Origin of the sequence: Lentibacillus halodurans (genome assembly GCF_900112045.1) — a bacterium.
In the GTDB taxonomy this organism is placed as follows: Bacteria; Bacillota; Bacilli; order Bacillales; family Amphibacillaceae; genus Lentibacillus; species Lentibacillus halodurans.
In genome coordinates, this window is record NZ_FOJW01000006.1 from 42,094 (window position 1) to 64,149 (window position 22,056).

A 22,056-nucleotide genomic window follows, 5' to 3' on the forward strand; every position below is an offset into this window, starting at 1 on the left:
GCACCATAAGCCGGTTCTTTTTTCTTTGCTAAACATTGATTCAATTTTTTGACAATATTTCGCGGAATTGTTACGGTTTATAAAAAGGGGGCAGTTTCCATGAGTGTTTATGACTTTTCCGCTAAAACCATCGATGGGGAAGAAAAGTTGCTGGCCGATTATGAAGAAAATGTCCTTTTGATTGTCAATACTGCCAGCGAATGCGGGTTCACGCCACAATTTGAAGGTCTGCAAAAGCTTTACGATACATATAAAGATGAAGGATTCATGATACTTGGCTTTCCGTGTAATCAGTTTAATAGTCAGGATCCGGGTTCAGATGAGGACATTTCCATATTTTGCCACAAAAACTATGGTGTTACTTTTCCGATGTTCAGTAAAATTGATGTCAAAGGCGACCATGCGCATCCCTTATTTGTATACTTGACACAACAGGCAAAAGGTGTCATGACCAGGCAGATTAAATGGAACTTTACGAAATTCCTGGTTAACAGACATGGTGACGTCGTTAAACGCTACGCACCGCAAACAAAACCCGAAAGCATTCAGCAGGATATTGAAAACGCGCTGAAGGCATAACAATGCTGGCTATCCGGAACAAAATTCAGGATAGCCTTTATTTTTTGGTCCGGCTGAAAAATCGGGCAACTGTCATCAGTGCCCGATTTTTTCGTCATTTAATATGCTCTTGCCCAATAAACCATTTCTTTTGCCTCTCTGCCGCAGCAAACACAGGAATCTGACACATTTTCCTGTTCAAACGGAATGCAGCGTGATGTGGCAGATGTTTCTTCCTTAATTTTGTCCTCACATTCGCCATCGCCGCACCACATGGCTTTGATAAATCCTGGGGTTTCATCCAATGCCTGCTTAAATTCATCCATATTTACTGCAGTTGTGGTCGTTTCGTTAAGATGTGCCAGGGCCTGATCATACAGGTTCTGTTGCACTTCCTCCAAGAGAGCCGGCAGCCTCTCTTCCAATTCGTTTAATGGTACAAATTCCTTATTACCGGTGTCACGGCGGACCAGTACGACCTGATCATTTTCAATATCTTTCGGTCCCATTTCAATACGGACAGGGACCCCCTTCATTTCATACTCATTGAATTTCCAGCCTGGCTTTTTATCACTGCCATCAATATCAGCACGGACAAGATTTTGCAGCTGATCACGCAAATCGTATGCCTTGTCCAGTACACCTTCCTTATGCTGGGCAACCGGCACAATCATCGCCTGTGTCGGGGCAATGCGTGGCGGGATCACCAAACCGCGGTTATCACCATGCACCATGATCAATGCACCCATAATCCGGGTGGACATGCCCCATGATGTCTGATGGACCGGTTTTTGCTCACCGTTCTCGTCCAGATAAAAAATATCAAACGCTTCGGCAAAACCTGTTCCCAAATAATGCGACGTGCCGGATTGCAGAGCCTTTCCGTCATGCATCAAGCTTTCAATGGTTAATGTATAATTGGCGCCGGCGAATTTTTCACTTTCGGTCTTTTTTCCGCGAAGTACCGGAATGCCCAGATAATGTTCACAAACGTTTGCATAAATTTCCAGCATACGTGCCGTTTCTGCTTCAGCATCTTTCTGTGTCGCATGGGATGTGTGCCCTTCCTGCCACAAAAATTCCAAGGAGCGCAGAAACGGACGGGTTGTTTTTTCCCAGCGGACAACGTTGCTCCACTGGTTATACAATTTTGGCAGATCGCGATAAGAATGAATATTCTTGGCATAATATTCACCGAACAGCACTTCGGATGTCGGACGGACACAAATCCGCTCCGCCAGTTCTTCCTCGCCGCCGTGTGTGACCCAGGCAACTTCAGGCGCAAAACCTTCAATATGATCTTTTTCCTTTTGCAGCATACTTTCCGGAATAAATAATGGGAAGTAAACATTGGAATGACCAGTTTCCTTGAATTTGCGATCCAGTTCATCACGGATATTTTCCCAAATGGCGAACCCGTATGGCCTGATGATCATGGTTCCGCGGACAGTACCATAATCAACCAGCTCCGCCTGTTTGACAACATCTGTATACCACTGGGCGAAATCGTCTTCCATGGCGGTAATTTTCTCAACATATTGTTTATTTTTACCCAATTAAGACACTCCCTCTATAAAATTAAAATCCTTCCAAAGAAGCCTTAAAAATATTAAAAAATCCTCCGTCCTGAAAAAGGGACCGAGGCATGGTGGTACCACCCTTGTTTACAGCCGTCAAAAGCGTACTGTACACTTCATATCATAACGGTTTAAAACCGCGCAAGTCTTACGGCAATAAGCCTTTCCGACAGCGAACTCAGAGGCAGGTTCCCATTTTGTGTCTTTGGAAATTTCCAGCAGCCATTTCCTTTCTGTGAAAGACAGCAAATGATACTAATCCTCATCAGCGTTTCATCTATTGTATGTTTAAATATATAAGGATACCTGTCCAAAGTCAAGCATTTAAGCGCTTTTCATATCTGGAAAACTGAATTTTCTTTGCATGGATGTGACCGGAAAACGTGAACCCTGCATCCGCATAAAACTGATTCAGTGATAGGTTATCCGCAACACAATCCAGACGAAGTACACCACGGTCGAGATGGCTATTGACATGAATCCACTCCAAAAGCCTTCTTCCAATCTGCTTGTGACGACAGTCCTTATCAACTGCCAGCCTATGCAGATAAAGCGCCTCATCATCCCGAGCGCCCCATATACTGATATCAAGCTCGCTTTGTTCCATGGAAAGATTGAATGTCGCTATGGCCTGATTGTCCCTATCTTCCACAATATAAGTTGTGCCGGCTTTAATGGCCTGATTTATTTCTGCAGCGGCGTCATCACTCAAGTAGTAGTCCCATTGATGAATTCCCTTATTAATAAGCCATTGGGCCGCATCGCGCAATATTCTGGTGACGGTATCGGCATCTTTCACAGACGCTTGTCTGATTGTATAATGTTCAAATGTATCTGTTTTAAAAATACTCCCCATACAGCCCCCCCAATAACAGCATGCCAATTCATTTAAACGAAAAGGACGAAAGCCTGAGCAGTTGTTCTCTTTATGAACCGCAAATCGCCTGGTTTTTCTTTCAAGATTCCACTTTTGCACCGAGTGTTTCTTTAAAATGACCGAGCGCCCATTCATGCCCTGCCGCGTTAAAGCTTGCGACAGCGTCTTTGTGAACGACAATATTAAATCCTTTATTATACGCATCAACAGCGGTATGCAGCACACATATATCTGTGCAGACACCAACCAGATGAAGCTCATCAATCCCGCGTTCACGAAGTCTTAGCTCTAAGTCTGTTCCGGCAAAAGCACTATAACGCGTTTTGTCAAAGTAATAGACATTGCTCTTATCCTTATGTTTTGCATAAACCGAAGCTAATGTACCATACAGTTCCCGTCCTTCAGTTCCGATAATATTGTGCGACGGGAAAAGTGCTGTTTCCGGATGCAGAGTGTCCCCTTTCTCATGTGCATCAATCGCAAACACGACGTAATCCTCTGCAGCAACAAATTCTTTTGTAATTGAAACAATCTTCTCCTCGATAGCTTGTCCAGGTTTGCCGCACGTTAATTTCCCGTCATCCGCCACAAAATCAACCGTATAATCCACATTAATTAATGCGCGCTTCCCCATTCATACCACTCCCTCTTTAATTTTTTTACCACCGTTTAGTATTTTTCTGTCACATCTATGCACTTCTCTCGCTCGAACCAGTACTACTCATAACTCTCGCTCGAGTTTGAACAGTTCTCGCACATTTGAGCCCCACCGTCGCACACATTGCTTCTGACCTCGCACGTTTAGCACTTACTCGTACGAGCTAATGCTATCCCTCACACCAGCCTGCAAACATTCAATCAAAACTTCTCCACTTTACTCCATGCGCTTCCCCTTTCATACGCTTTGCGGCATGATACGTCGGGCCGACCATATCGGTATAGGAAAACCCATATTCAATAGCCGTTGTGACAAAACTTTTCGCGAGACGAATTGCTTCCGGAACCGGATACCCCTTCGCTATATAGGAAGTAATAGCAGCTGAGTACGAACAGCCTGCCCCGCTTGTATTTTCCGTATCGATCCGGGTGGCTTCGAATGCGGTCAACGTCTCGCCGTCATACAGCACATCGACTGCTTCGCCTTTCAATCTCCCGCCTTTAACCAGAACATACTGCGGTCCAAGTTCATGCAGATCAATCGCGGCCTGCTTCATATCGTCGACTGTTGTCAACGATCGCCCATCCAAAAGATACGACGCTTCTGGTACATTTGGGGTAATGACATCCGCCATTGGCAAGAGGCTTTCCCTTAAAACATCGATGGCATCATTCGCAAGCAGCTTGGAATCAAGTTTGCCGACCATTACCGGATCAACCACTACCGTTTGGACATTTGATCCGGTAATCAGATCTGCCGTCTTCTCAATAATCTCTTTGGAAAACAACATGCCGGCTTTGAGCGCATCAACACCAACTTGCCTGACAGCTGTTGCAAATTGTGCCTCGATTGCTTCAATTGTTTGCAAGTGTACGTTTTTATTTGTTTCCGGGTGCCTGGCAACAATGGCTGTTACAACACTCATACCATATACATCAAGCTCCTGAAATGTCTTCAAGTCTGCCTGAATGCCGGCGCTTCCTCCGGCAGCAGACCCCGCGATTGTCATCACACGTGACGGTAACTTCATGATGAAAAACCCCTTCCGCTTCTAAATGTTCTTCTAAACATTTTGGATTGTTAGACGGCTATAGTATAATTACGACAAAGAACCATACAATCATCACGAATTGAATAATCACTTTGGCTGCGGCACCGCCCAGAAACCCGATTAAGGAACCGATAGACGCCCGCATTGCCTCTTCAAATGTTTTTGCCTGCGTCAACTCAATGACCAGCACGGCCACAAATGGGATGATTAAAATGCCAAATGGCGGTATAATGAATGAACCGACAATAACGGCGATGGCAGCACCGCGTTCTCCCCATTTGCTGCCGCCGTATTTTTTGACAAAATAACTGTTGGCGATGACATCCGCAACAATCAAAATAACGGTCAACGCAGCCATCGCCACCCAGAACCAAACCGTCAGCTCATTGGCATTGATGACAAAATGATACAGCAGAAAACCAACCCAAAGTACTAACGGGGATGGAATAATCGGAAAAATAACACCCGCAAAGCTTGCTATAAATAGTGTAACGATAACAATCCAAACAATAATATCCAGCATTGACTGCAACTGCCTCCACTTCTATGTCTGTTTGCGAAACATACTTGATAGTTTCGTTTCTTCCTTATTGACGATACGTTTATAATTCTCCATATGTTTCATAATACTCATAACCGATATTAGCACAACAACCATCGCAGGTTCGATTCCAAAGAACAGATAAGTCGTGATCAAAAATGATACATACATAAATAAAACGCCAATAACCAAATAATCCGTTACCAATGTAAATAAAAGCAAAATCGCGATTCCAATAACCGCTATCTGCCAATCAACTGCAAGCAATATACCGACTAATGATGCAGTTCCTTTTCCACCGCTGAATTTCATAGTGACTGGATGATTGTGGCCGATAATAATAAACAATGCGTTGATATACACCAATAGTGTTTGCTCCGATCCGATAATACCCTGGCCTTCCAAAATATATAACACCAATAAAACCGATAATGTCGCTTTAAAAATATCAATAAATGCGACCAGAATACCATATTTCCATCCTAACAAAATCGTTGTATTGGAAGCTCCGGAATTTTTGACCCCTTTGTTCTTAATATCCAATTTCTTGTATTTGGCAACAACCTGTGAACCATGAATGCAGCCAAACAAGTACCCGATCAGACTGACAATCAGCATGTACACAATAGCTCTCCCCCCTTCATCATATCTTATATTCAGAACCACCATACTACAAGACTATTATTTTCAAAAATCATGCCCCTTTTTGCTGATTCCTTTCGATTATATATAGAAAGCAAATCACTTTTTCAGGCAAAGTCATGACGTTTTAGAATCATGCTGATCATACATGTTATAATTTCAATTGAAATCTTTTCTCAAGGAGACCTCCCGAATTTGAAACATTATCGCAAAGACATCATAGCATGGATCATCATCATTCTATTTCTTGTAATGCTTTTCTTTCTATATAACCAATTAAAAACCGACCGTTATATCGATCAAGGGGGAGATCTGCCCCTCCCGGAAAATCTCGACCCGATCGTTGCCGCAGAAACAGAGGAACTGGTTGAACAAGCTGCCGAAAGAAATATCGAAGTTGTGATTACAGAAACTGTGCGCACCATTCAGGAGCAGAATAACCTATATGAACAAGGGCGCTCAGAAGATGGCAGTATTGTCACCTATGCAAAAGGCGGCGAATCCTACCATAACTATGGCATGGCGGTTGATTATGCCTTGCGCAATCATAATGGTGACATCATTTGGGATACAAGCTATGACGGGAACAACAACGGTGAGTCAGACTGGTTTGAAGTTGCTGATATGGCAAAGGAACTGGGGTTTGAATGGGGTGGTGACTGGAATCATTTCAAGGATTACCCGCATTTGCAAATGGACTTCGGGCTAAGCATAGAACAGCTGAAACAGGGCCTGCGTCCAAAACATGATGAAGAATCTGATGAGTAAAGCAATATACTATACACACCATTCAAAGCGTTTTATACTCTATTTAGTTTGAATAAAATTAGCTTAAATTCAAACTAAATTACCGATTCATAAGGAGACATGCTCTATGGAACTGAAAGGCATCCACCACGTATCTGCTATCACCGCAAACGCAGCGAATAATTATCATTTCTATACAGAAGTTTTAGGTATGCGCTTGGTCAAAAAAACCATCAATCAGGACGATCCATCTGTTTACCATTTGTTTTATGCGGATGAAGTTGGCAACCCGGGTTCTGACCTAACCTTTTTTGAAATACCGCAGGCAGGCAGAACCTATCCGGGCATCAGCAGCATATCCGGCACCTCCCTGCGCGTTCCAAATGACCGCGCATTGCAATACTGGGAAAAACGGCTGACCGAACATAACGTTGACCATGATGGCATGACGAAGCAGGGATCGCGTCACGTCATCCATTTCCGAGATTCGGAAAACCAGCGTTTGACACTTATCTCGGATGAAACGAACACGGGCGTAAAAGGTGGCAAAGTATGGGAACATAGCAATACCCCCGCCGACAAAGGCATAATCGGCCTCGGACCCGTCACGTTAACCGTTGAGGATCCCGCTCCAACAATCAAGGTACTAACCGAGATCTTAACATTCCGGGAAGTCGGCGGCTATTCATCACTCGATAACGACCAGGACGACATACGTGTTTTTGCTACCGGGGAAGGTGGCACTGGTGCAGAGGTTCATCTGGAAGTACGCAATGACCTGTCGAAGGAACGTCCTGGCCGGGGAAGCGTCCATCATGTGGCATTTCGTGTTGATAACGAAGATGAATTGGCAAAATGGAAGAACCGGATTAAGAAAGAGGGCATCCCGAATTCCGGGCTGATAGACCGCTTTTATTTTAAATCCCTATATTTTCGGGAGCCGAACGGCATCCTGTTTGAATTGGCAACAGACGGTCCGGGATTTGCGACGGATGAGGACGTGGATAATCTGGGTGAATCACTGGCGCTGCCGCCATTATTTGAAGATCGGCGAGAAGAGATTGAGGCAAACCTAAAACCGTTGGATACAATAAGACCACACCATTCAGTGTGGTCTTGTTGTATCCAACGTTGTTCAAACTGGTTTCGCTAACATATTCTCCCTAGTCTTCTCCACCTGAAACCTGCATTCTATAAAGATGGAACTTCAATCAATGAGACTTTAGACGCACAGGGACGTGCTAATGGTGTTAGTACGACAGAACGGTGAACGCCTTCGCAGAAGCAAAAATATATCCTTTTTTGTCGCCTGAAGATCACCTGACCGTTATATATAGGACAAAATATAACTCATTCATATGACATATTTCCTGGTATCGCTCATATATTATGCTATTCGTTATTTATCTCATGAGTGGCCGAAATTTTGATTGAATTTTCTGTAATAATTGCAAATATTGAGCATATACAAGTTATACAAGTTATTTCAAAGTATACTATGATATATCCAAGTTTTATAGAGCTTACAAATAATCACAAGGGTATATTCCAAATTATCAAAAAATATACTATTTGAACCGATGAATAAATCCCGATATTATTATAATATGACCGGTTGAAGAATTTTCCTCACTGTTCTGCTGTTCAATAACTAGTAAAAAAGTTGTGTATACATCAGTATTTTTTATACCGGATATTGAACACATCTATTACTTAATGCTCCACCTAGGGAAGCATCTGAGAAAGAGAAACAGATAAATGGGATTAGCATCACGGTGAATGTTAACCCGATTTCACTCAAAAAAATTATGGGAGGTCATTTAGGAGATGAAAAAATTATTAGTAGCATCAATCTTCACCATCTTCATTCTTGTACTGGCCGCTTGCGGAGGCGGTTCTGATGAAACCAGCGGTGATAACGGAGATGGCGGAAGTGAAGGTGAATCCGGCGAAGATTCAAGGCTTGCTGAAATTCAGGAATCGGGAACAGTTACAATTGGATTCGCTAACGAAGAACCATATGGCTATGAGGAAGACGGGGAATTGAAAGGTGCTGCAGTTGATATTGCCACCGCAGTATTTGAAAATCTGGGTGTCGATAATATTGAAAGCCAGCTGCTGGACTTCGGTCAGTTAATCCCGGGGCTGAATGCAGGAAATTTTGATGTTATAACGGCAGGTATGGCGATTAACCCGGATCGCTGTGAAAATGCAGACTTTGGCGAGCCGGAGATGGTGTATGGGGAAGGACTTATTGTTCAAGCAGATAACCCGATGGATCTGCACAGTTATGAAGACATCGCTGAATCAGATGCCACCGTATCCATCATGTCCGGAGCAACAGAAATTGATTACGTGCAAAGAGAAGGCGTAAGTGAAGGTCAAATACAGGAAGCTTCCGATATTCCTGCAACGTTCTCTGCTGTTGAATCCGGTCGCGCTGATGCAACGACCGGTACAGAAATGACGGTCAAAATGGCATTGGAATCTGCGAATAATGGTGATCTTGAATTTGTGGAAGACTTTGAGCAGCCGGACATAGAAGGTGTTCCAAGCTATGGAGCTGCTGCATTCCATCCGGATAATGACGAATTGCGTGAAGCATATAACGAGGAACTGCAAAAATTAATTGATGACGGTACAGTTGCCGAGTTATTAGAACAAAATGGTTTCCATCCTGAGAATAACGCACCGCCTGAAGATATCACAACTGAAGAAATCTGCAGTGGTGAAAAATATTAATCTCAGTATGAGACTATGAAAATATCCCTGCGATGACTCCATAGGGTCCGGCTCCCTTACCCAGGGAGTCTGACCCTATTCTTATGAGGAATAAATTTAAGATTAAACATGGTGTTCAAAAAGGAGTGATTATCATTAGCGCAATCAGTGATATATTCCCTGTCCTGATGCAAGGTTTGGGAATAACGATTCAAGTATTGATTGGTTCTATCATTCTCGGCTATTTAATGGCATTTATTGCCGGCTTCTGTCGATTATCCAAAAATCCGATTGTTAGGTATTTAACCACATTTTATGTTGAAGTTTTCCGCGGTACATCATTAATTGTACAGCTATTCTGGCTTTTTTATGCATTGCCGATATTATTTGGAATTGATTTGGGAAGTGATTACCTCGCTGGTGTACTTGCAATTGCATTAAACTATGGTGCATACATGTCGGAAATTGTACGTGGCTCCATACTATCTGTTGCGAAAGGACAGACCGAAGCTGCTACCGCACTCAACATGTCAAGTTTCCAGCGTATGCGTCTGGTCATTTTTCCACAAGCGGTTCGCATGATGCTCCCGGAATTTGGTAACTACCTCATTCAAATGCTCAAAGCGACGTCACTTGTCTCATTAATCGGTATGACCGACATTCTATATTATGGTGATATTTTACGCAGCAGTAATCTATCACAGGCACCGACTGTCTATTTCTTAGTGCTTGTATTCTATTTCATCATGGCCTTGCCGTTAATATGGCTGACCAGAAAAATGGAAGGAGCATCAAAGAAAGGGGTGGCTAGTCAATGAATAATGGCAACTGGCAATGGGATACATTCTTTGATGCCTTCCCGATTGTATTAGAAGGACTTGGCATTACATTAGGACTGACTATTGCAACGTATTTATTTGCACTAATATTTGGCTTTATTTGGACCTTACTGGGGGCAATCCGGGTCAAACCTTTAAAGTGGCTGTTCAGATGGATCATGGAATTTATCCGCTCGACACCACCACTTGTACAGCTATTTTTCATTTTCTATGCATGGCCTATGGTACCGGTTGTCGGGTTTGCACTGGACCCATTCACAAGTGCTATTCTCGGTTTGGGTATTCATTTCAGCACGTATATCGGTGAAGTTTATCGTTCCGGAATCGAAGCAGTTGATAAAGGGCAATGGGAAGCAGCCCGGGCTCTTAATTTTTCAACCGGACATAAATGGACCAGAATTATTTTACCGCAAGCTATTCCGCCGACCATACCAATGCTTGGGAATTATTTGATTATTATGTTCAAGGAAATTCCATTAGCTTCAACGATCGGGGTTGCAGGAATATTGAATATAGCAAACTCTTATGGTTCAGCAAACTTCAGATATCTGGAGCCCTTAACGATTGTGGCTATCCTATTCCTTGTGCTAAGTTATCCATCCGCCATATTGATCAATAAACTTGAACGTAAAATGAACCGGCGTTTTGATAAAAAGGAACCAAGCGGCAGTAAGCCAACTAAAGAAAAGGAAGGAGCTGTATCGTAATGACCGAAGCAATTGTAAGTTATCAGGATGTGCATAAATCTTTTGGAGATACAGAAGTGCTGACAGGTATTGATCTTGATATTAAACCGGCAGAAAAGGTGGCTGTCATTGGGCCAAGCGGATCCGGAAAAACAACCATCATCCGCATGCTGATGACACTCGAGCAGCCGACATCGGGAAGTATTATTGTCGATGGCAAGAATTTATGGCATATGGAGAAAAACGGTGAGCTTGTACCTGCCAATGAAAAACATTTAAGGCAGGTACGCGGGGATATCGGAATGGTTTTCCAGCACTTTAATCTTTTCCCGCACATGACAATTCTCGAGAACTGTATGTCAGCACCGGTTCACGTGCAAAAAGTGGATAAAAAAGAGGCAAAGCAGCTTTCCATTGAAATGTTGGAGAAAGTAGGGCTTGGTGATAAACTGGATAATTACCCGAGTCAGCTATCTGGCGGGCAGAAGCAGCGTGTTGCCATGGCTCGTGCACTGGTGATGCGACCGAAAGTCATGTTATTTGATGAGGTAACATCAGCACTTGACCCTGAACTGGTCGGAGAAGTACTGGAAGTTATCCGTGACATTGCAAAAGAAGGTGAAATGGCAATGGTCCTAGTTACCCACGAGATGGAATTTGCCCGCGATATCGCCGATCGTGTTCTCTTTCTTGATGACGGTGTTATCGCTGAAGAAGGACCGCCATCTGATGTATTGGAAAACCCGACAAATGAGCGGCTGCAAAGTTTCCTGCACCGTTTCAGGTCATCATAAACATCAAAAAGCTGACCGTCGTATAAGTGGTGGTCAGCTTTTTAATGAAAACTTTCTTTTTATTTTATTGGATCTTCCCCAATAATTTTCACTTCGCGTTCGAGGGTGACCCCGAATTTTTCCTTGACAGTATCCTGGACAAAATGAATCAAATGAATGTACTCCGTCGCTGATGCACCATCCAGATTAATAATAAAACCGGCATGCTTTAAAGATACCTGTGCGCCGCCAATTTGTTTCCCCTGCAATTTACTATCCTGAATCAGTTTTCCGGCAAAGTAGCCAGGCGGACGTTTGAATACACTTCCGCATGACGGGTATTCAAGCGGCTGCTTGGATTCACGTTTGAACGTCAAGTCGTCCATCACTGCTTTAATATCCTCATATTTGCCATCTTCCATCGAAAACGTTGCTTCCAGTACAATATATCCTTTTTCCGGAATATTACTGGAGCGATATTCCAGATCAAGATCATCAGCGGATAATTTAAGCAGATTACCTTCCGCATCAACGACAACCGCACTTTCCAGAACATCCTTAATCTCACCGCCATATGCACCGGCATTCATGAACAGCGCCCCGCCAACTGAGCCGGGAATCCCACATGCAAATTCAAGTCCTGTTAATGAATGAGACAAGGCATATTGGGATGCATCAATAATCCGTGCGCCGCTTTGTGCTACAATTTGCATACCCTCCCGGTGAATGCTCGCCAAACGCCCCAGGTTCAACACAATGCCACGGATACCGCCATCTTTCACGATCAGATTGGACCCATTGCCGAGTAAGGTAAATGGAATATGTTCTCTTATTGAAAGCTCAACGATAGCCTGCACTTGTTCATACGTTTCCGGTGTCACATAAAAATCTGCTTTTCCACCCAAACGTGTATACGTATGATTTTGCAAATATTCATCAACCATTACATTCTCAGAAGGTGTTATGTCTATCAGTTGTTCATACGTATGGTGATCTTGTACCACATACATCAATCCTTTGCTGTTCTTTCTGCTTTCCACTGAAGAAAGGAATAAATCATTTTATCAACCCGGGCATCTTCATGTAACTCACTATGTCCGAGTGTACCGTCGTCTATCATTTTATAGGTTAATTGTGTTTCATCTACAATCTTTCGTATCATCTCGACGCTTTCCGGCATTGCAACAGAATCCCCTGTACTGCCGATGCTTAAAACATCCAATTGTTCCGGTACAGCATCTTTATTCAGGCGGAGCGTCTTCAGTGCAAGTGACGAAGGCTTCAGGTTCTCCGCTGCGGGGTCATGGTGAATCTGGAAATAGGGCTCACTATATATACCGTCAAATGGACTGCCAATTGCCACCAATTTATTGACGCTTGGGTAGACCGTATAATCCTGGTGATTTTCAATATAATTCATGGATACCAGTCCACCCATAGAATGGCCTACTAAATTAACTGTATTGATTTGATATGTTTTCTTCATATGTGCCAGTAAGTTTGCCAGCCACCCGGATGTATCCCGAACGCTTGCACGATTATTTTCAAATATAACCTGAACAAACATCGTCTCCGTAAAATGTCCATTATTCAATTGATAGACATTCAATTTACCTGCCGGCGAAACCTTATAAATTAAGGCTGTCTGACCCCATCCATATATATTCTCGAACCGGTCCAGCATATTCCCAAACGAGTGGTGTGTTCCTTTATAACCATGAACAAATACGGTCGGATTTTTAATGTTTTTTTCTGATTTTATCCTTTCCGGCGTATAAAACCAATTAATAATAGCGATTGTGAACATACATAACAGCATTGTACTGATAATATGTTTCTTTTGCATAAATCTACCCCACTGACTCTATTGTTCTTTTGGCAATGTTTTTTGTTTCAGAATAAACCATGTAAAATAAGCGCCGACCGCAGCCAGCAGTATTTTTACAACCGGAAAAGGAACGATAAAAAGAATGGTATAACTCATGGCCAGACATAATACGGATACACCCATCACTTTAGCCTTTAACGGTATTCCCTTCCCATCCCGGTAATTTTGAATATAAGAACCAAAATATTTATTCGTAATCAGCCAGTGGTATAATTTTTCCGAACTTCTGACATAGCAGGCCGCTGCCAGCAATAATAGAGGTGTTGTAGGCAGAAGCGGCAGAATGATTCCCAATATACCCACCCCTAATGAGATGGACCCTGCTAAAATTAATAAAATCTTTTTAATCTGTTGCATCGTCAACACCAGCTGTGAAGGTTTCATTAAAAAATGCTATCATGATTTATTATATCACCTAACAGCGAATTATGCCTTATGGTTTATGGAATTTATATGACATTTTCGCCGTTTGTTCAAAAAATTAAAGATAGAATCTCTAATCATCAAAGTGGTCCTACTCCGCTATTTGTCAAATGAGCTGATCCGGACATTTATTTGCGGGTTAAATTTTCTCATCTATTGTTGACTTTTCATTCATGTCTTATTAGAATATTAATTAACTTTAATTAGATAAAGCAATAAAGTAATAAAGTGTTTTAGTGAATGGGGTTTTGACATGCAACCGTTTTTTCACGTTATCGGAAATGACCTGAGCCAATTCGATTTCCAGCTGCAAAACAGTCTGACTGCAACTATCAAAAATCGCTTTTACACCTATGGATACCAGGAAACAAAAACAAGCACATTCCAGGATTATGACTTGTACTCCTCCATCATCGGGACAGTTCATAAACAGGATATGATCAAAACCATCGATCCTTCAGGTGATGTAATCGTGCTGCGCCCCGATGTGACGATCCCGATTACACGGAAGATGGTATCCGAAGAAGAAAGCTGCCGCAGACTTTTTTATGTGCAGGAGGTTTTCCGACAGCCCGGTGATGAAAATCATCATAAAGAATTTACCCAGGCTGGCGTCGAGTGTTTTGGTGAAGATACACCAGAAAATGATGCAGAAATGATCGCCATGGCGGTTCATATATTGAAAGATTTGAAGTTCAGCCAATTTAAGATCGAAGTCAGTCATGCAGGTTTTTTCAAGGAGCTGATCGATGAATTGCCCCTATCAGGCGAGGAATCGGAACAACTGCAAAAACTGATCAAGTCGAAAAACCTGACGGAGATTGAACCTTTTCTCCAAAATCTTTCTGTGGAAAAGCCTGTTGTCAAGGCGGTCAAATCGCTGCCAATGTTATATGGCAGTCCACAGGATGTCATCGAAAATGCTGCTTCAATCGCTTTGAACGAAAAAATGCAGCAAACAATCGAATATTTGAAGCAAGTTTATAAAGTTCTGACAGCCTATGGCGTGGAAAATGCGATTGTTTTTGATCTCGGGCTAATCAATCATATGAACTACTATTCAGGCGTTATTTTTCAAGGGTATGTAGCCAGTTACAGCAAACCTGTATTGATGGGCGGAAGATACAATGACCTTGCAACGCAATTCGGACAGTCATTGCCAGCGATTGGTTTTGGCTGTGTGATTGATTATTTGCTGGATGCCGGAATTGCAGCCGGCCATCTGACACAAACGGATACACTTGCTGAACTGGTCATGTATTACGAACAAAGCCAAATTAACAGTGCCCTATCAGCCGCAAACAGACTTCGGGACGCAGGGTATCAGGTGATGACACTGAATTTTGAAGATAGCAGAAACAATAGTATTCCAAGTATATTCACCGTTCATTTTGAAAAGGAACGTTCACTGCTCTTCCATCAGCAACAGCAAATGGAATTTCAGGACATCGATGAACTGGAAAATCTGCTGAAAACGGAAATGAGGGACAATTGAATGGAATTTATTACGTTAGCACTGGCAAAAGGCCGGACAGCTAAGGAATCTATCAATCTATTGGCAAAAACAGGGATTTATTTTGCCGATGTCAGCAATGATTCGAGAAAACTTGTCTTCCATGATTCAGTAAACAAGGTCAAATTGATCTTTGTAAAAGCGGTTGATGTGCCTACTTATGTGGAAAAAGGAGCAGCGGATCTGGGCATCGTCGGCAAAGATAACATTATGGAAGCCCGGGCAGACGTTTATGAAATACTTGACCTCAAACTAGGGCAATGCAAATTTGCTGTAGCGGGGTTTAATGGTGATCCATTGACCAAAAAGAAGGTGCTGAAGGTTGCTTCCAAATATCCGACCGTTGCAAAAAATCATTTCAATCAGAAAGGAATCCCGATTGATACCATAAAGTTGAATGGATCAGTTGAACTTGCGCCAATCATTGGTCTGGCTGATGTGATTGTAGACATCGTGGAGTCAGGGAACACCATACGAGAAAACGGACTGTCCATCCTCGAAGAATTGGACTCCATCAGCACAAGGTTGATCGTCAATAAAGCAAGTTTCACCACGAAGTCCGAGCGTGTTCATGCACTTATTCATACCTTACAAACCGGTTTGGAGTGACAAAAATGAAGCGATTGACAGTCCAGCAATTTTTACAGGAAAAACAAAATACGGAGCAAACTGATAGCAGGAGCCTGGATGAATCAGTCCTAAACATTATATCCGGCGTTAAAAAAGAAGGTGACAGCGCACTGGTTCACTTTACCGAGAAGTTTGACGGGATCAGACTTAATCAAATTGCTGTTTCAGAAAATGAATTTCTGGAGGCAGAAAAAGCGGTCGGCAGCCAGTTTAACGCTGCACTCCAAAAAGCCCGTCAAAACATTACCGCCTTTCATGCCGGGCAGAAGGAACAATCCTGGTTCATCAATCAAATGGGTGGTATCACACTCGGTCAGAAAGTTACGCCGATTGAACGAGTCGGTGTCTACATTCCTGGCGGGAAAGCTTCCTATCCTTCTTCAGTGATGATGAATGTCATCCCTGCACAATTGGCGGGTGTGAAAGAGATTGTTTTAACAACTCCACCGCAGCCCGATGGGAAAATCAGTCCGTATGTATTGGCTGCTGCAAAGGAAGCTGGCGTTGATAAGGTTTATAAAGTCGGTGGTGCCCAGGCAATTGCTGCACTCGCTTATGGCACCGAAACGATCAGCAGGGTCTTCAAAATTGTCGGCCCCGGTAATGCTTATGTTGCCCGTGCCAAAAAGTGGGTATATGGTGATGTCGCCATTGATATGATTGCGGGTCCCAGCGAAATTTGTATCATTGCCGACGAAACGGCAGAACCCTATTTTGTAGCGGCAGATCTATTATCCCAGGCAGAACACGATGAACAGGCACGTCCCTTGCTCATCACAACGAGCCGGCATATCGCTGAAACCGTTCAGAACGACATTTCCAATCAAATCGATCAGCTTGAACGAAAAACGATTGCCCGCCAATCATTGGAGCAAAACGGCCGCATCATATTGGCTGATACACTCCCTGAGGCATTCGATACTGCCAACACGATTGCTCCGGAGCATTTGCAGCTGATGATTCGGGATCCATTTGAAAATTTGCCGAACATCACAAACGCAGGAGCGATATTTCTTGGGAATTATTCGCCAGAGCCGCTTGGTGATTATCTGGCCGGACCGAATCATACATTGCCGACCGGCGGGACAGCAACTTTTTCGTCACCGCTGGGAGTATATGATTTTGTCAAAAAATCCAGTGTCATTCATTATCCGAATGATGCCCTGAATCATGTTTCCGAGGATATTATATCACTTGCCAATGCAGAAGGACTCACGGCACACGCCAATTCAATTCAAATCAGAAAGGATGAAGACGATGCGTAAAGCTACGATAAACCGGAAGACTACCGAAACAGCCATTACAGCAAATTTCAGTCTGGATGGCCAAGGGAACGCACAAGTTGATACAGGCATTGGTTTTTTCGATCACATGCTGACAGTGATGACCAAATACGGGCTAATTGATCTGACGCTCAGCTGTGACGGCGATCTTGAGGTTGATCAGCATCATTCAGTAGAGGATACAGGGATCGTTCTCGGGCAGGCATTCAAGGAAGCACTTGGTGATAAATCCGGAATAACCCGTTATGCGTCCGTGACAACACCGATGGATGAGGCGCTTTCATTTATTTCAGTGGATATCAGCGGACGGCCGTATCTCGTCTATCATGTCGATGGACTGAAAGATAAAGTCGGGACATTTGATACAGAGCTTGCTGCGGAATTTTTCCGTGGCTTTATCAATCATGCCGGTGTTACATTGCATATTAATCTGGCTTATGGATCCAACAGCCACCACATCATCGAATCGATTTTTAAAGGATTCGGACGCGCTCTCGGTCATGCTGCCTCTCTGAACGATAGAATCGACGGAATCCCATCGACAAAGGGATCACTATAAGAGTAGTGCGGACTCGGCCTCTTTTATTCCGGAGCATTAAAAGCCGAAGCGGGAGAAATCGGTACGTTAGCCATTTTAATTGAAGCTTTATCATGACATTTATACTGCTTACATTTCAGAAAAGGAGGCATCACATGATTGCTATAATCGACTACGGTGCAGGTAACATCAAAAGCCTGCAGTTTGCTTTAACAAAAATTGGCCTGGATGCTCAGTTGACCACAGACCCGGACATTATCAGACAGAGCACGGGCATGATCCTTCCTGGCGTTGGTGCGTTTCGTGATGCTATGAATACCTTAACCGAATTCGACCTGCCAGAAGTGCTTCGTCAAGAAACATCGAAAGGGAAGCCACTGCTGGGTATCTGCCTCGGTATGCAGCTTTTGTACGATAAAAGTTATGAAGACGGCGAATCTGATGGCCTCGAATTGCTGCGTGGTGAAGTCAGCCGGATTGATCATTCGGTCAAAGTGCCGCATATGGGCTGGAACACCCTGACCCATCACAACGAAGACAGTCTGCTGAACAATATTGCGGATAACGCATACGTGTATTTCGTTCATTCTTATGCTGTCAGTTCCTATATTCCGGATGATCTGATCAGCAGCACCCAATATGCTGGAACGGTTCCGGCAATTGTCCGGAAAGATAATCTGATGGGCATGCAATTTCATCCTGAAAAAAGCGGTGCTGTCGGAATACAACTACTGCAAAATTTTGGAGCGATGCTATCATGATCCTTTTTCCTGCCATAGACATCAGGGATGGTAAATGTGTCCGCCTGATACAAGGGGACTACAACAACGAAAAAATATACAATGATTCCCCTGCTGCTGTAGCTCAGCAGTGGGAGAAATGCCGTGCTGCGTTTTTGCATATCGTTGATCTGGATGGAGCAAAAGATGGTATCTCAGTCAATATGGAGACAATCCGTGACATCACTTCTTCCACTAATATTCCTGTTCAGGTTGGCGGTGGCATACGCTCGATGGAGAGAATCAGCACATACTTAGCGGCCGGGGCTGCGCGTGTCATCATTGGAACTGCCGCCATCAATGACAAAGCTTTTTTGAAGCAAGCGATCAATACGTACGGTGATCAAGTTGCAGTATCAATTGATGCACGAAACGGTTACGCTGCTGTTGACGGCTGGACAGCAACGAGTGATGTGAAAGCGGCAGACCTTGTAAAAGAACTCGAAACAATTGGCGTATCGACCATCATTTATACCGATATTTTAAAAGATGGCATGCTCAAAGGACCAAATTTTCAGGAACTTGAAATAGTCAATCAGCTCACCTCCATCAAGGTGATCGCTTCTGGCGGTGTATCTTCCAAAGAGGATGTCCGTCGGCTCAGAAATATGAATCTTTATGGCGCCATTATTGGTAAAGCTCTGTATGATGGCACCATATCGTTTCAAACATTACGGGGGGAATACTGAATGCTGGCAAAACGAATTATCCCATGTATGGATGTTGATAAGGGGCGGGTCGTCAAGGGCCATAAGTTCCGGAACATTCGTGATGTTGCTGATCCGGTCGAGCTCGCCAAACGGTACAATGAAGAAGGTGCGGATGAACTGGTGTTTTATGATATTACAGCTTCACATGAAAATCGGCCGATATTCCTGGATATCGTGGAGAAAACAGCGGCGGAAATAGATATCCCATTCACGGTTGGCGGTGGTATCCGTAGCATCCGGGATATCCATCAGATACTAAGGGCTGGTGCAGACAAAGTTTCCATCAATAGTGCTGCCGTTCAGAATCCTGCATTAATCAGCGAATCAGCTATAAAATTCGGCAGCCAATGTATCGTATTATCGATTGATGCCAAACAGACCGGACCACAGAAGTGGCACGTCTTTATTAAAGGCGGTCGCGAAGATACCAGTTTGGACGCCATTGAGTGGGCCAAACAGGGTGAGCATCTCGGTGCAGGTGAAATCGTTGTTAACGCGATCGATACGGATGGTGATAAGAACGGCTATCATCTGGAGCTGACCAAGGCAATTGCCGGCAATGTCAACGTCCCTGTAGTTGCAAGCGGCGGTGCCGGATCAGACAGCCATATTGCTGAAGTGCTGACAAAGGCAGATGCTGATGCCGCGCTGGCAGCTTCAGTCTTTCACTATAACAAGATACAAATACCTGAACTGAAAGACTACCTTAACCAAAATGGAATTACCGTCAGGAGGTAAAACTGATGTATGATGAACTGCGAAAACAACTCACCTTTGACCAACAAGACTTGATTCCGGCCATTATCCAGGATGCTCATACAAAGGAAGTACTGACACTTGCTTATATGAACAAGGAGGCACTAAACAAGACGCTCGAAACCGGTGAAACATGGTTTTTCAGCCGAAAACGACAGCAACTCTGGCATAAAGGAGAAGCGTCAGGCAATCGGCAAATGGTCAAAGAAATCCATTACGACTGTGACGAAGATGCTCTCTTGGTAAAGGTTAGGCCGCTCGGTCCAGCGTGCCATACTGGAAACAAGTCATGTTTCTATCATACTTTAAAAGACACTGACGCACCTGAACACGTTGAATTAAACGAACTGGCCGCGATTATCAAACAAGGCCGTAGCGAGGCTAAAGAAGGATCCTATACCACCTATTTGTTCCAGGAAGGCATCGATAAAATGCTTAAAAAGATCGGAGAGGAAACAAGTGAAGTGATCATCGGGGCCAAAAATAACGATCATGACGAAATGGTGTGGGAAATAGCCGATTTGACCTATCATACACTCGTTCTGATGGAATTGATGGACGTCTCTATTACGGATATCAAACAAGAACTGGCAAAACGTCATACAAAAAAGACAGGTGCCGTTGATGAATAAATTTTGGAGCGAAACCGTTAAACGCACAGAACCCTATGTACCCGGGGAACAGCTGGATGATCCGGATATTATCAAACTGAATACAAATGAAAATCCTTATGGCCCATCATCCCAGGTTACTGAGGCGATTCAATCCGAACTGACCCGAAAATTACATTTATATCCGCAGTCCAATGCTGAAGAACTCCGCCATGAAATCGGCCATTATTATGACCTTGATAAGGACCATATTTTCATTGGTAACGGATCTGATGAAGTGCTCGCATTTTCGTTTATGGCTTTTTTCGAACAGCATGGCAAAATACGCTTCCCGGCGATTACGTATAGTTTTTATCCGGTTTACGCCAAACTTTTTAATATACCTTATGAAGAAGTGCCGTTAAACCGTGATTTCACCATTTCGCCAGAGCAATTCTTCGGAGCTGAAGGCGGTGTTATCATGGCCAACCCCAACGCACTGACAGGGTTATATTTAAATATGGAAGCCATTGAAGAAATCGCGCTCAACAATCCGGAGCGTGTGCTCATCATTGATGAAGCTTATATAGATTTCGCACCCGTCTCAGCCGCATCTATGGTTAAACGTTATCCCAATCTTTTGATTGTGCAGACCATGTCCAAATCCAGATCACTGGCCGGTTTGCGGGTCGGTTTTGCCATCGGCGATCCTGGCTTAATTGAAGCGCTTATGCGGATTAAAGATTCAATCAACTCCTATACGATCGATCGACTGGCCATTGCAGGCGCCACAGCAGCCATTAAAGACGAAGACTATTTGCGAGAGACAACGGCGAAAATTATCGGTACAAGGGAATGGATAATCCCTAAGTTGAAAAAGCGCGGATTTCACGTTCTTCCTTCCCAGGCTAATTTTATTTTTATCAGTCATTATAAAGAAAAGGCTGAACCATTATATCAAGCCTTAAAACAGTTGGGAATCCTGGTCAGGCATTTCCAGAAAACGGATATCAACAACTACCTCCGTATAACCATTGGTACAGATGAACAGATGGCACACTTTTTAAGAGCAATTGATCATATTGTCCCAACATCTGCTGTTTTAATTGATCAGGGCTAGAACAAGTGTAAGAATCCCTTGCAGGTTGAACCTTAAAAAGGAAATATCTTTATTCATGCTCGCTGCTTTTGCTGTTTCAGCTACACATGGCCAATTATGTTGATTTATTACCCCCAGAATCTGCCTTTTAAAGTACGTCACCAAAAAACCAGGCTC

At 43.5% G+C, this 22,056-nt stretch carries 25 protein-coding genes and 1 other annotated feature; of the genes, 16 read left to right on the top strand and 9 right to left on the bottom strand.

Annotation, left to right across the window (positions count from 1 at the left end):
* Positions 1-99 precede the first annotated feature (99 nt).
* Positions 100-579 carry a glutathione peroxidase gene (locus BM195_RS08390; protein WP_090236516.1) on the top strand — a complete coding sequence of 160 codons (480 nt, stop codon included), beginning with the start codon at positions 100-102 and terminating at the stop codon, positions 577-579.
* Between the two features lie 98 nt (positions 580-677).
* On the opposite strand, the gene proS is transcribed toward BM195_RS08390, so the two are convergent.
* From proS to BM195_RS08420, 6 genes are all read right to left on the bottom strand, one after another.
* Positions 678-2,075: a proline--tRNA ligase gene (proS, locus tag BM195_RS08395; protein ID WP_425283906.1), complete on the bottom strand. Its 1,398-nt coding sequence runs from the start codon at positions 2,073-2,075 to the stop codon at positions 678-680.
* Positions 2,076-2,188: 113 nt separating this feature from the next.
* Positions 2,189-2,413: a binding site (T-box leader), on the bottom strand.
* Positions 2,414-2,451: 38 nt separating this feature from the next.
* A complete protein-coding gene (locus tag BM195_RS08400; RefSeq protein ID WP_170848199.1) occupies positions 2,452-2,991 on the bottom strand; it encodes a GNAT family N-acetyltransferase in 540 nt (179 codons plus the stop codon).
* Positions 2,992-3,091: 100 nt separating this feature from the next.
* Positions 3,092-3,646: a cysteine hydrolase family protein gene (locus BM195_RS08405; RefSeq protein ID WP_090236522.1), complete on the bottom strand. Its 555-nt coding sequence runs from the start codon at positions 3,644-3,646 to the stop codon at positions 3,092-3,094.
* A 220-nt stretch (positions 3,647-3,866) separates the two neighbouring features.
* On the bottom strand, positions 3,867-4,700 hold the full coding sequence (thiD, locus tag BM195_RS08410) for a bifunctional hydroxymethylpyrimidine kinase/phosphomethylpyrimidine kinase (protein ID WP_090236526.1): 834 nt from the start codon (positions 4,698-4,700) through the stop codon (positions 3,867-3,869).
* A 58-nt stretch (positions 4,701-4,758) separates the two neighbouring features.
* A complete protein-coding gene (locus BM195_RS08415; RefSeq protein WP_090236530.1) occupies positions 4,759-5,244 on the bottom strand; it encodes a DUF456 domain-containing protein in 486 nt (161 codons plus the stop codon).
* A 21-nt stretch (positions 5,245-5,265) separates the two neighbouring features.
* Positions 5,266-5,886, bottom strand: a complete 621-nt coding sequence (locus BM195_RS08420; protein ID WP_090236532.1) for a glycerol-3-phosphate acyltransferase — start codon at positions 5,884-5,886, stop codon at positions 5,266-5,268.
* Between the two features lie 213 nt (positions 5,887-6,099).
* Here BM195_RS08420 and BM195_RS08425 point away from each other — a divergent pair, with 213 nt between their 5' ends.
* The 6 genes from BM195_RS08425 (at position 6,100) to ehuA (ending at position 11,691) form a co-directional block, all read left to right on the top strand.
* On the top strand, positions 6,100-6,672 hold the full coding sequence (locus tag BM195_RS08425) for a M15 family metallopeptidase (protein WP_090236534.1): 573 nt from the start codon (positions 6,100-6,102) through the stop codon (positions 6,670-6,672).
* 106 nt (positions 6,673-6,778) lie between these two features.
* Positions 6,779-7,804, top strand: a complete 1,026-nt coding sequence (locus tag BM195_RS08430) for a ring-cleaving dioxygenase (protein WP_090236535.1) — start codon at positions 6,779-6,781, stop codon at positions 7,802-7,804.
* A gap of 674 nt (positions 7,805-8,478) precedes the next feature.
* A complete protein-coding gene (ehuB, locus tag BM195_RS08435; RefSeq protein WP_090236536.1) occupies positions 8,479-9,393 on the top strand; it encodes an ectoine/hydroxyectoine ABC transporter substrate-binding protein EhuB in 915 nt (304 codons plus the stop codon).
* An 83-nt stretch (positions 9,394-9,476) separates the two neighbouring features.
* Positions 9,477-10,190: an ectoine/hydroxyectoine ABC transporter permease subunit EhuC gene (gene ehuC, locus BM195_RS08440; protein ID WP_090236537.1), complete on the top strand. Its 714-nt coding sequence runs from the start codon at positions 9,477-9,479 to the stop codon at positions 10,188-10,190.
* Positions 10,187-10,918, top strand: coding sequence for an ectoine/hydroxyectoine ABC transporter permease subunit EhuD (gene ehuD / locus BM195_RS08445; RefSeq protein ID WP_090236538.1), 732 nt, complete (start codon positions 10,187-10,189; stop codon positions 10,916-10,918). The genes ehuC and ehuD overlap by 4 nt, the downstream gene beginning before the upstream one ends.
* A complete protein-coding gene (ehuA, locus tag BM195_RS08450) occupies positions 10,918-11,691 on the top strand; it encodes an ectoine/hydroxyectoine ABC transporter ATP-binding protein EhuA (protein ID WP_090236539.1) in 774 nt (257 codons plus the stop codon). The genes ehuD and ehuA overlap by 1 nt, the downstream gene beginning before the upstream one ends.
* Positions 11,692-11,750: 59 nt before the next feature.
* Here ehuA and murB read toward each other — a convergent pair whose 3' ends face one another.
* From murB to BM195_RS08465, 3 genes are all read right to left on the bottom strand, one after another.
* Complete coding sequence (gene murB, locus BM195_RS08455) at positions 11,751-12,614, bottom strand: UDP-N-acetylmuramate dehydrogenase (protein ID WP_425283907.1); 864 nt, start codon at positions 12,612-12,614, stop codon at positions 11,751-11,753.
* A gap of 65 nt (positions 12,615-12,679) precedes the next feature.
* Positions 12,680-13,516: an alpha/beta hydrolase gene (locus BM195_RS08460; protein ID WP_090236544.1), complete on the bottom strand. Its 837-nt coding sequence runs from the start codon at positions 13,514-13,516 to the stop codon at positions 12,680-12,682.
* 18 nt (positions 13,517-13,534) lie between these two features.
* Positions 13,535-13,915 (bottom strand): YbaN family protein, encoded by a 381-nt coding sequence (locus BM195_RS08465; protein ID WP_090237067.1) that lies wholly within the window; start codon positions 13,913-13,915, stop codon positions 13,535-13,537.
* 319 nt (positions 13,916-14,234) lie between these two features.
* On the opposite strand from BM195_RS08465, the gene hisZ reads away from it, so the two are divergent.
* The 9 genes from hisZ to hisC all read left to right on the top strand — a co-directional run bounded on the left by hisZ (position 14,235) and on the right by hisC (position 21,900).
* Positions 14,235-15,476: an ATP phosphoribosyltransferase regulatory subunit gene (gene hisZ, locus BM195_RS08470; protein ID WP_090236546.1), complete on the top strand. Its 1,242-nt coding sequence runs from the start codon at positions 14,235-14,237 to the stop codon at positions 15,474-15,476.
* Positions 15,477-16,103 (top strand): ATP phosphoribosyltransferase, encoded by a 627-nt coding sequence (gene hisG / locus BM195_RS08475; protein WP_090236548.1) that lies wholly within the window; start codon positions 15,477-15,479, stop codon positions 16,101-16,103.
* Between the two features lie 5 nt (positions 16,104-16,108).
* Complete coding sequence (gene hisD / locus BM195_RS08480; protein WP_090236551.1) at positions 16,109-17,389, top strand: histidinol dehydrogenase; 1,281 nt, start codon at positions 16,109-16,111, stop codon at positions 17,387-17,389.
* On the top strand, positions 17,382-17,966 hold the full coding sequence (gene hisB, locus BM195_RS08485) for an imidazoleglycerol-phosphate dehydratase HisB (RefSeq protein WP_090236554.1): 585 nt from the start codon (positions 17,382-17,384) through the stop codon (positions 17,964-17,966). The genes hisD and hisB overlap by 8 nt, the downstream gene beginning before the upstream one ends.
* 134 nt (positions 17,967-18,100) lie before the next feature.
* Entirely contained in the window at positions 18,101-18,706 is a 606-nt protein-coding gene (hisH, locus tag BM195_RS08490) for an imidazole glycerol phosphate synthase subunit HisH (protein WP_090236556.1), read from the top strand.
* A complete protein-coding gene (gene hisA / locus BM195_RS08495; RefSeq protein WP_090236559.1) occupies positions 18,703-19,413 on the top strand; it encodes a 1-(5-phosphoribosyl)-5-[(5-phosphoribosylamino)methylideneamino]imidazole-4-carboxamide isomerase in 711 nt (236 codons plus the stop codon). Before hisH ends, hisA begins: the two co-directional genes overlap by 4 nt.
* Positions 19,414-20,172 (top strand): imidazole glycerol phosphate synthase subunit HisF, encoded by a 759-nt coding sequence (hisF, locus tag BM195_RS08500; protein ID WP_090236562.1) that lies wholly within the window; start codon positions 19,414-19,416, stop codon positions 20,170-20,172.
* Positions 20,173-20,177: 5 nt separating this feature from the next.
* Complete coding sequence (gene hisIE / locus BM195_RS08505; RefSeq protein ID WP_090236564.1) at positions 20,178-20,822, top strand: bifunctional phosphoribosyl-AMP cyclohydrolase/phosphoribosyl-ATP diphosphatase HisIE; 645 nt, start codon at positions 20,178-20,180, stop codon at positions 20,820-20,822.
* Positions 20,815-21,900, top strand: a complete 1,086-nt coding sequence (hisC, locus tag BM195_RS08510) for a histidinol-phosphate transaminase (RefSeq protein WP_090236566.1) — start codon at positions 20,815-20,817, stop codon at positions 21,898-21,900. The genes hisIE and hisC overlap by 8 nt, the downstream gene beginning before the upstream one ends.
* Positions 21,901-22,056 lie beyond the last annotated feature (156 nt).

Coding starts and splice junctions, on each gene's coding strand:
- ehuA (WP_090236539.1), top strand. CDS start 10,918: ATGACCGAAGCAATTGTAAGTTATCAGGATGTGCATAAATCTTTTGGA.
- hisC (WP_090236566.1), top strand. CDS start 20,815: ATGAATAAATTTTGGAGCGAAACCGTTAAACGCACAGAACCCTATGTA.
- hisD (WP_090236551.1), top strand. CDS start 16,109: ATGAAGCGATTGACAGTCCAGCAATTTTTACAGGAAAAACAAAATACG.
- BM195_RS08400 (WP_170848199.1), bottom strand. CDS start 2,991: ATGGGGAGTATTTTTAAAACAGATACATTTGAACATTATACAATCAGA.
- BM195_RS08415 (WP_090236530.1), bottom strand. CDS start 5,244: ATGCTGGATATTATTGTTTGGATTGTTATCGTTACACTATTTATAGCA.
- hisF (WP_090236562.1), top strand. CDS start 19,414: ATGCTGGCAAAACGAATTATCCCATGTATGGATGTTGATAAGGGGCGG.
- hisH (WP_090236556.1), top strand. CDS start 18,101: ATGATTGCTATAATCGACTACGGTGCAGGTAACATCAAAAGCCTGCAG.
- murB (WP_425283907.1), bottom strand. CDS start 12,614: ATGGTTGATGAATATTTGCAAAATCATACGTATACACGTTTGGGTGGA.
- BM195_RS08390 (WP_090236516.1), top strand. CDS start 100: ATGAGTGTTTATGACTTTTCCGCTAAAACCATCGATGGGGAAGAAAAG.
- BM195_RS08465 (WP_090237067.1), bottom strand. CDS start 13,915: ATGCAACAGATTAAAAAGATTTTATTAATTTTAGCAGGGTCCATCTCA.
- ehuD (WP_090236538.1), top strand. CDS start 10,187: ATGAATAATGGCAACTGGCAATGGGATACATTCTTTGATGCCTTCCCG.
- ehuC (WP_090236537.1), top strand. CDS start 9,477: ATGAGGAATAAATTTAAGATTAAACATGGTGTTCAAAAAGGAGTGATT.
- hisZ (WP_090236546.1), top strand. CDS start 14,235: ATGCAACCGTTTTTTCACGTTATCGGAAATGACCTGAGCCAATTCGAT.
- BM195_RS08405 (WP_090236522.1), bottom strand. CDS start 3,646: ATGGGGAAGCGCGCATTAATTAATGTGGATTATACGGTTGATTTTGTG.
- hisIE (WP_090236564.1), top strand. CDS start 20,178: ATGTATGATGAACTGCGAAAACAACTCACCTTTGACCAACAAGACTTG.
- ehuB (WP_090236536.1), top strand. CDS start 8,479: ATGAAAAAATTATTAGTAGCATCAATCTTCACCATCTTCATTCTTGTA.
- BM195_RS08460 (WP_090236544.1), bottom strand. CDS start 13,516: ATGCAAAAGAAACATATTATCAGTACAATGCTGTTATGTATGTTCACA.
- thiD (WP_090236526.1), bottom strand. CDS start 4,700: ATGAAGTTACCGTCACGTGTGATGACAATCGCGGGGTCTGCTGCCGGA.
- hisA (WP_090236559.1), top strand. CDS start 18,703: ATGATCCTTTTTCCTGCCATAGACATCAGGGATGGTAAATGTGTCCGC.
- BM195_RS08430 (WP_090236535.1), top strand. CDS start 6,779: ATGGAACTGAAAGGCATCCACCACGTATCTGCTATCACCGCAAACGCA.
- proS (WP_425283906.1), bottom strand. CDS start 2,075: ATGGAAGACGATTTCGCCCAGTGGTATACAGATGTTGTCAAACAGGCG.
- hisG (WP_090236548.1), top strand. CDS start 15,477: ATGGAATTTATTACGTTAGCACTGGCAAAAGGCCGGACAGCTAAGGAA.
- hisB (WP_090236554.1), top strand. CDS start 17,382: ATGCGTAAAGCTACGATAAACCGGAAGACTACCGAAACAGCCATTACA.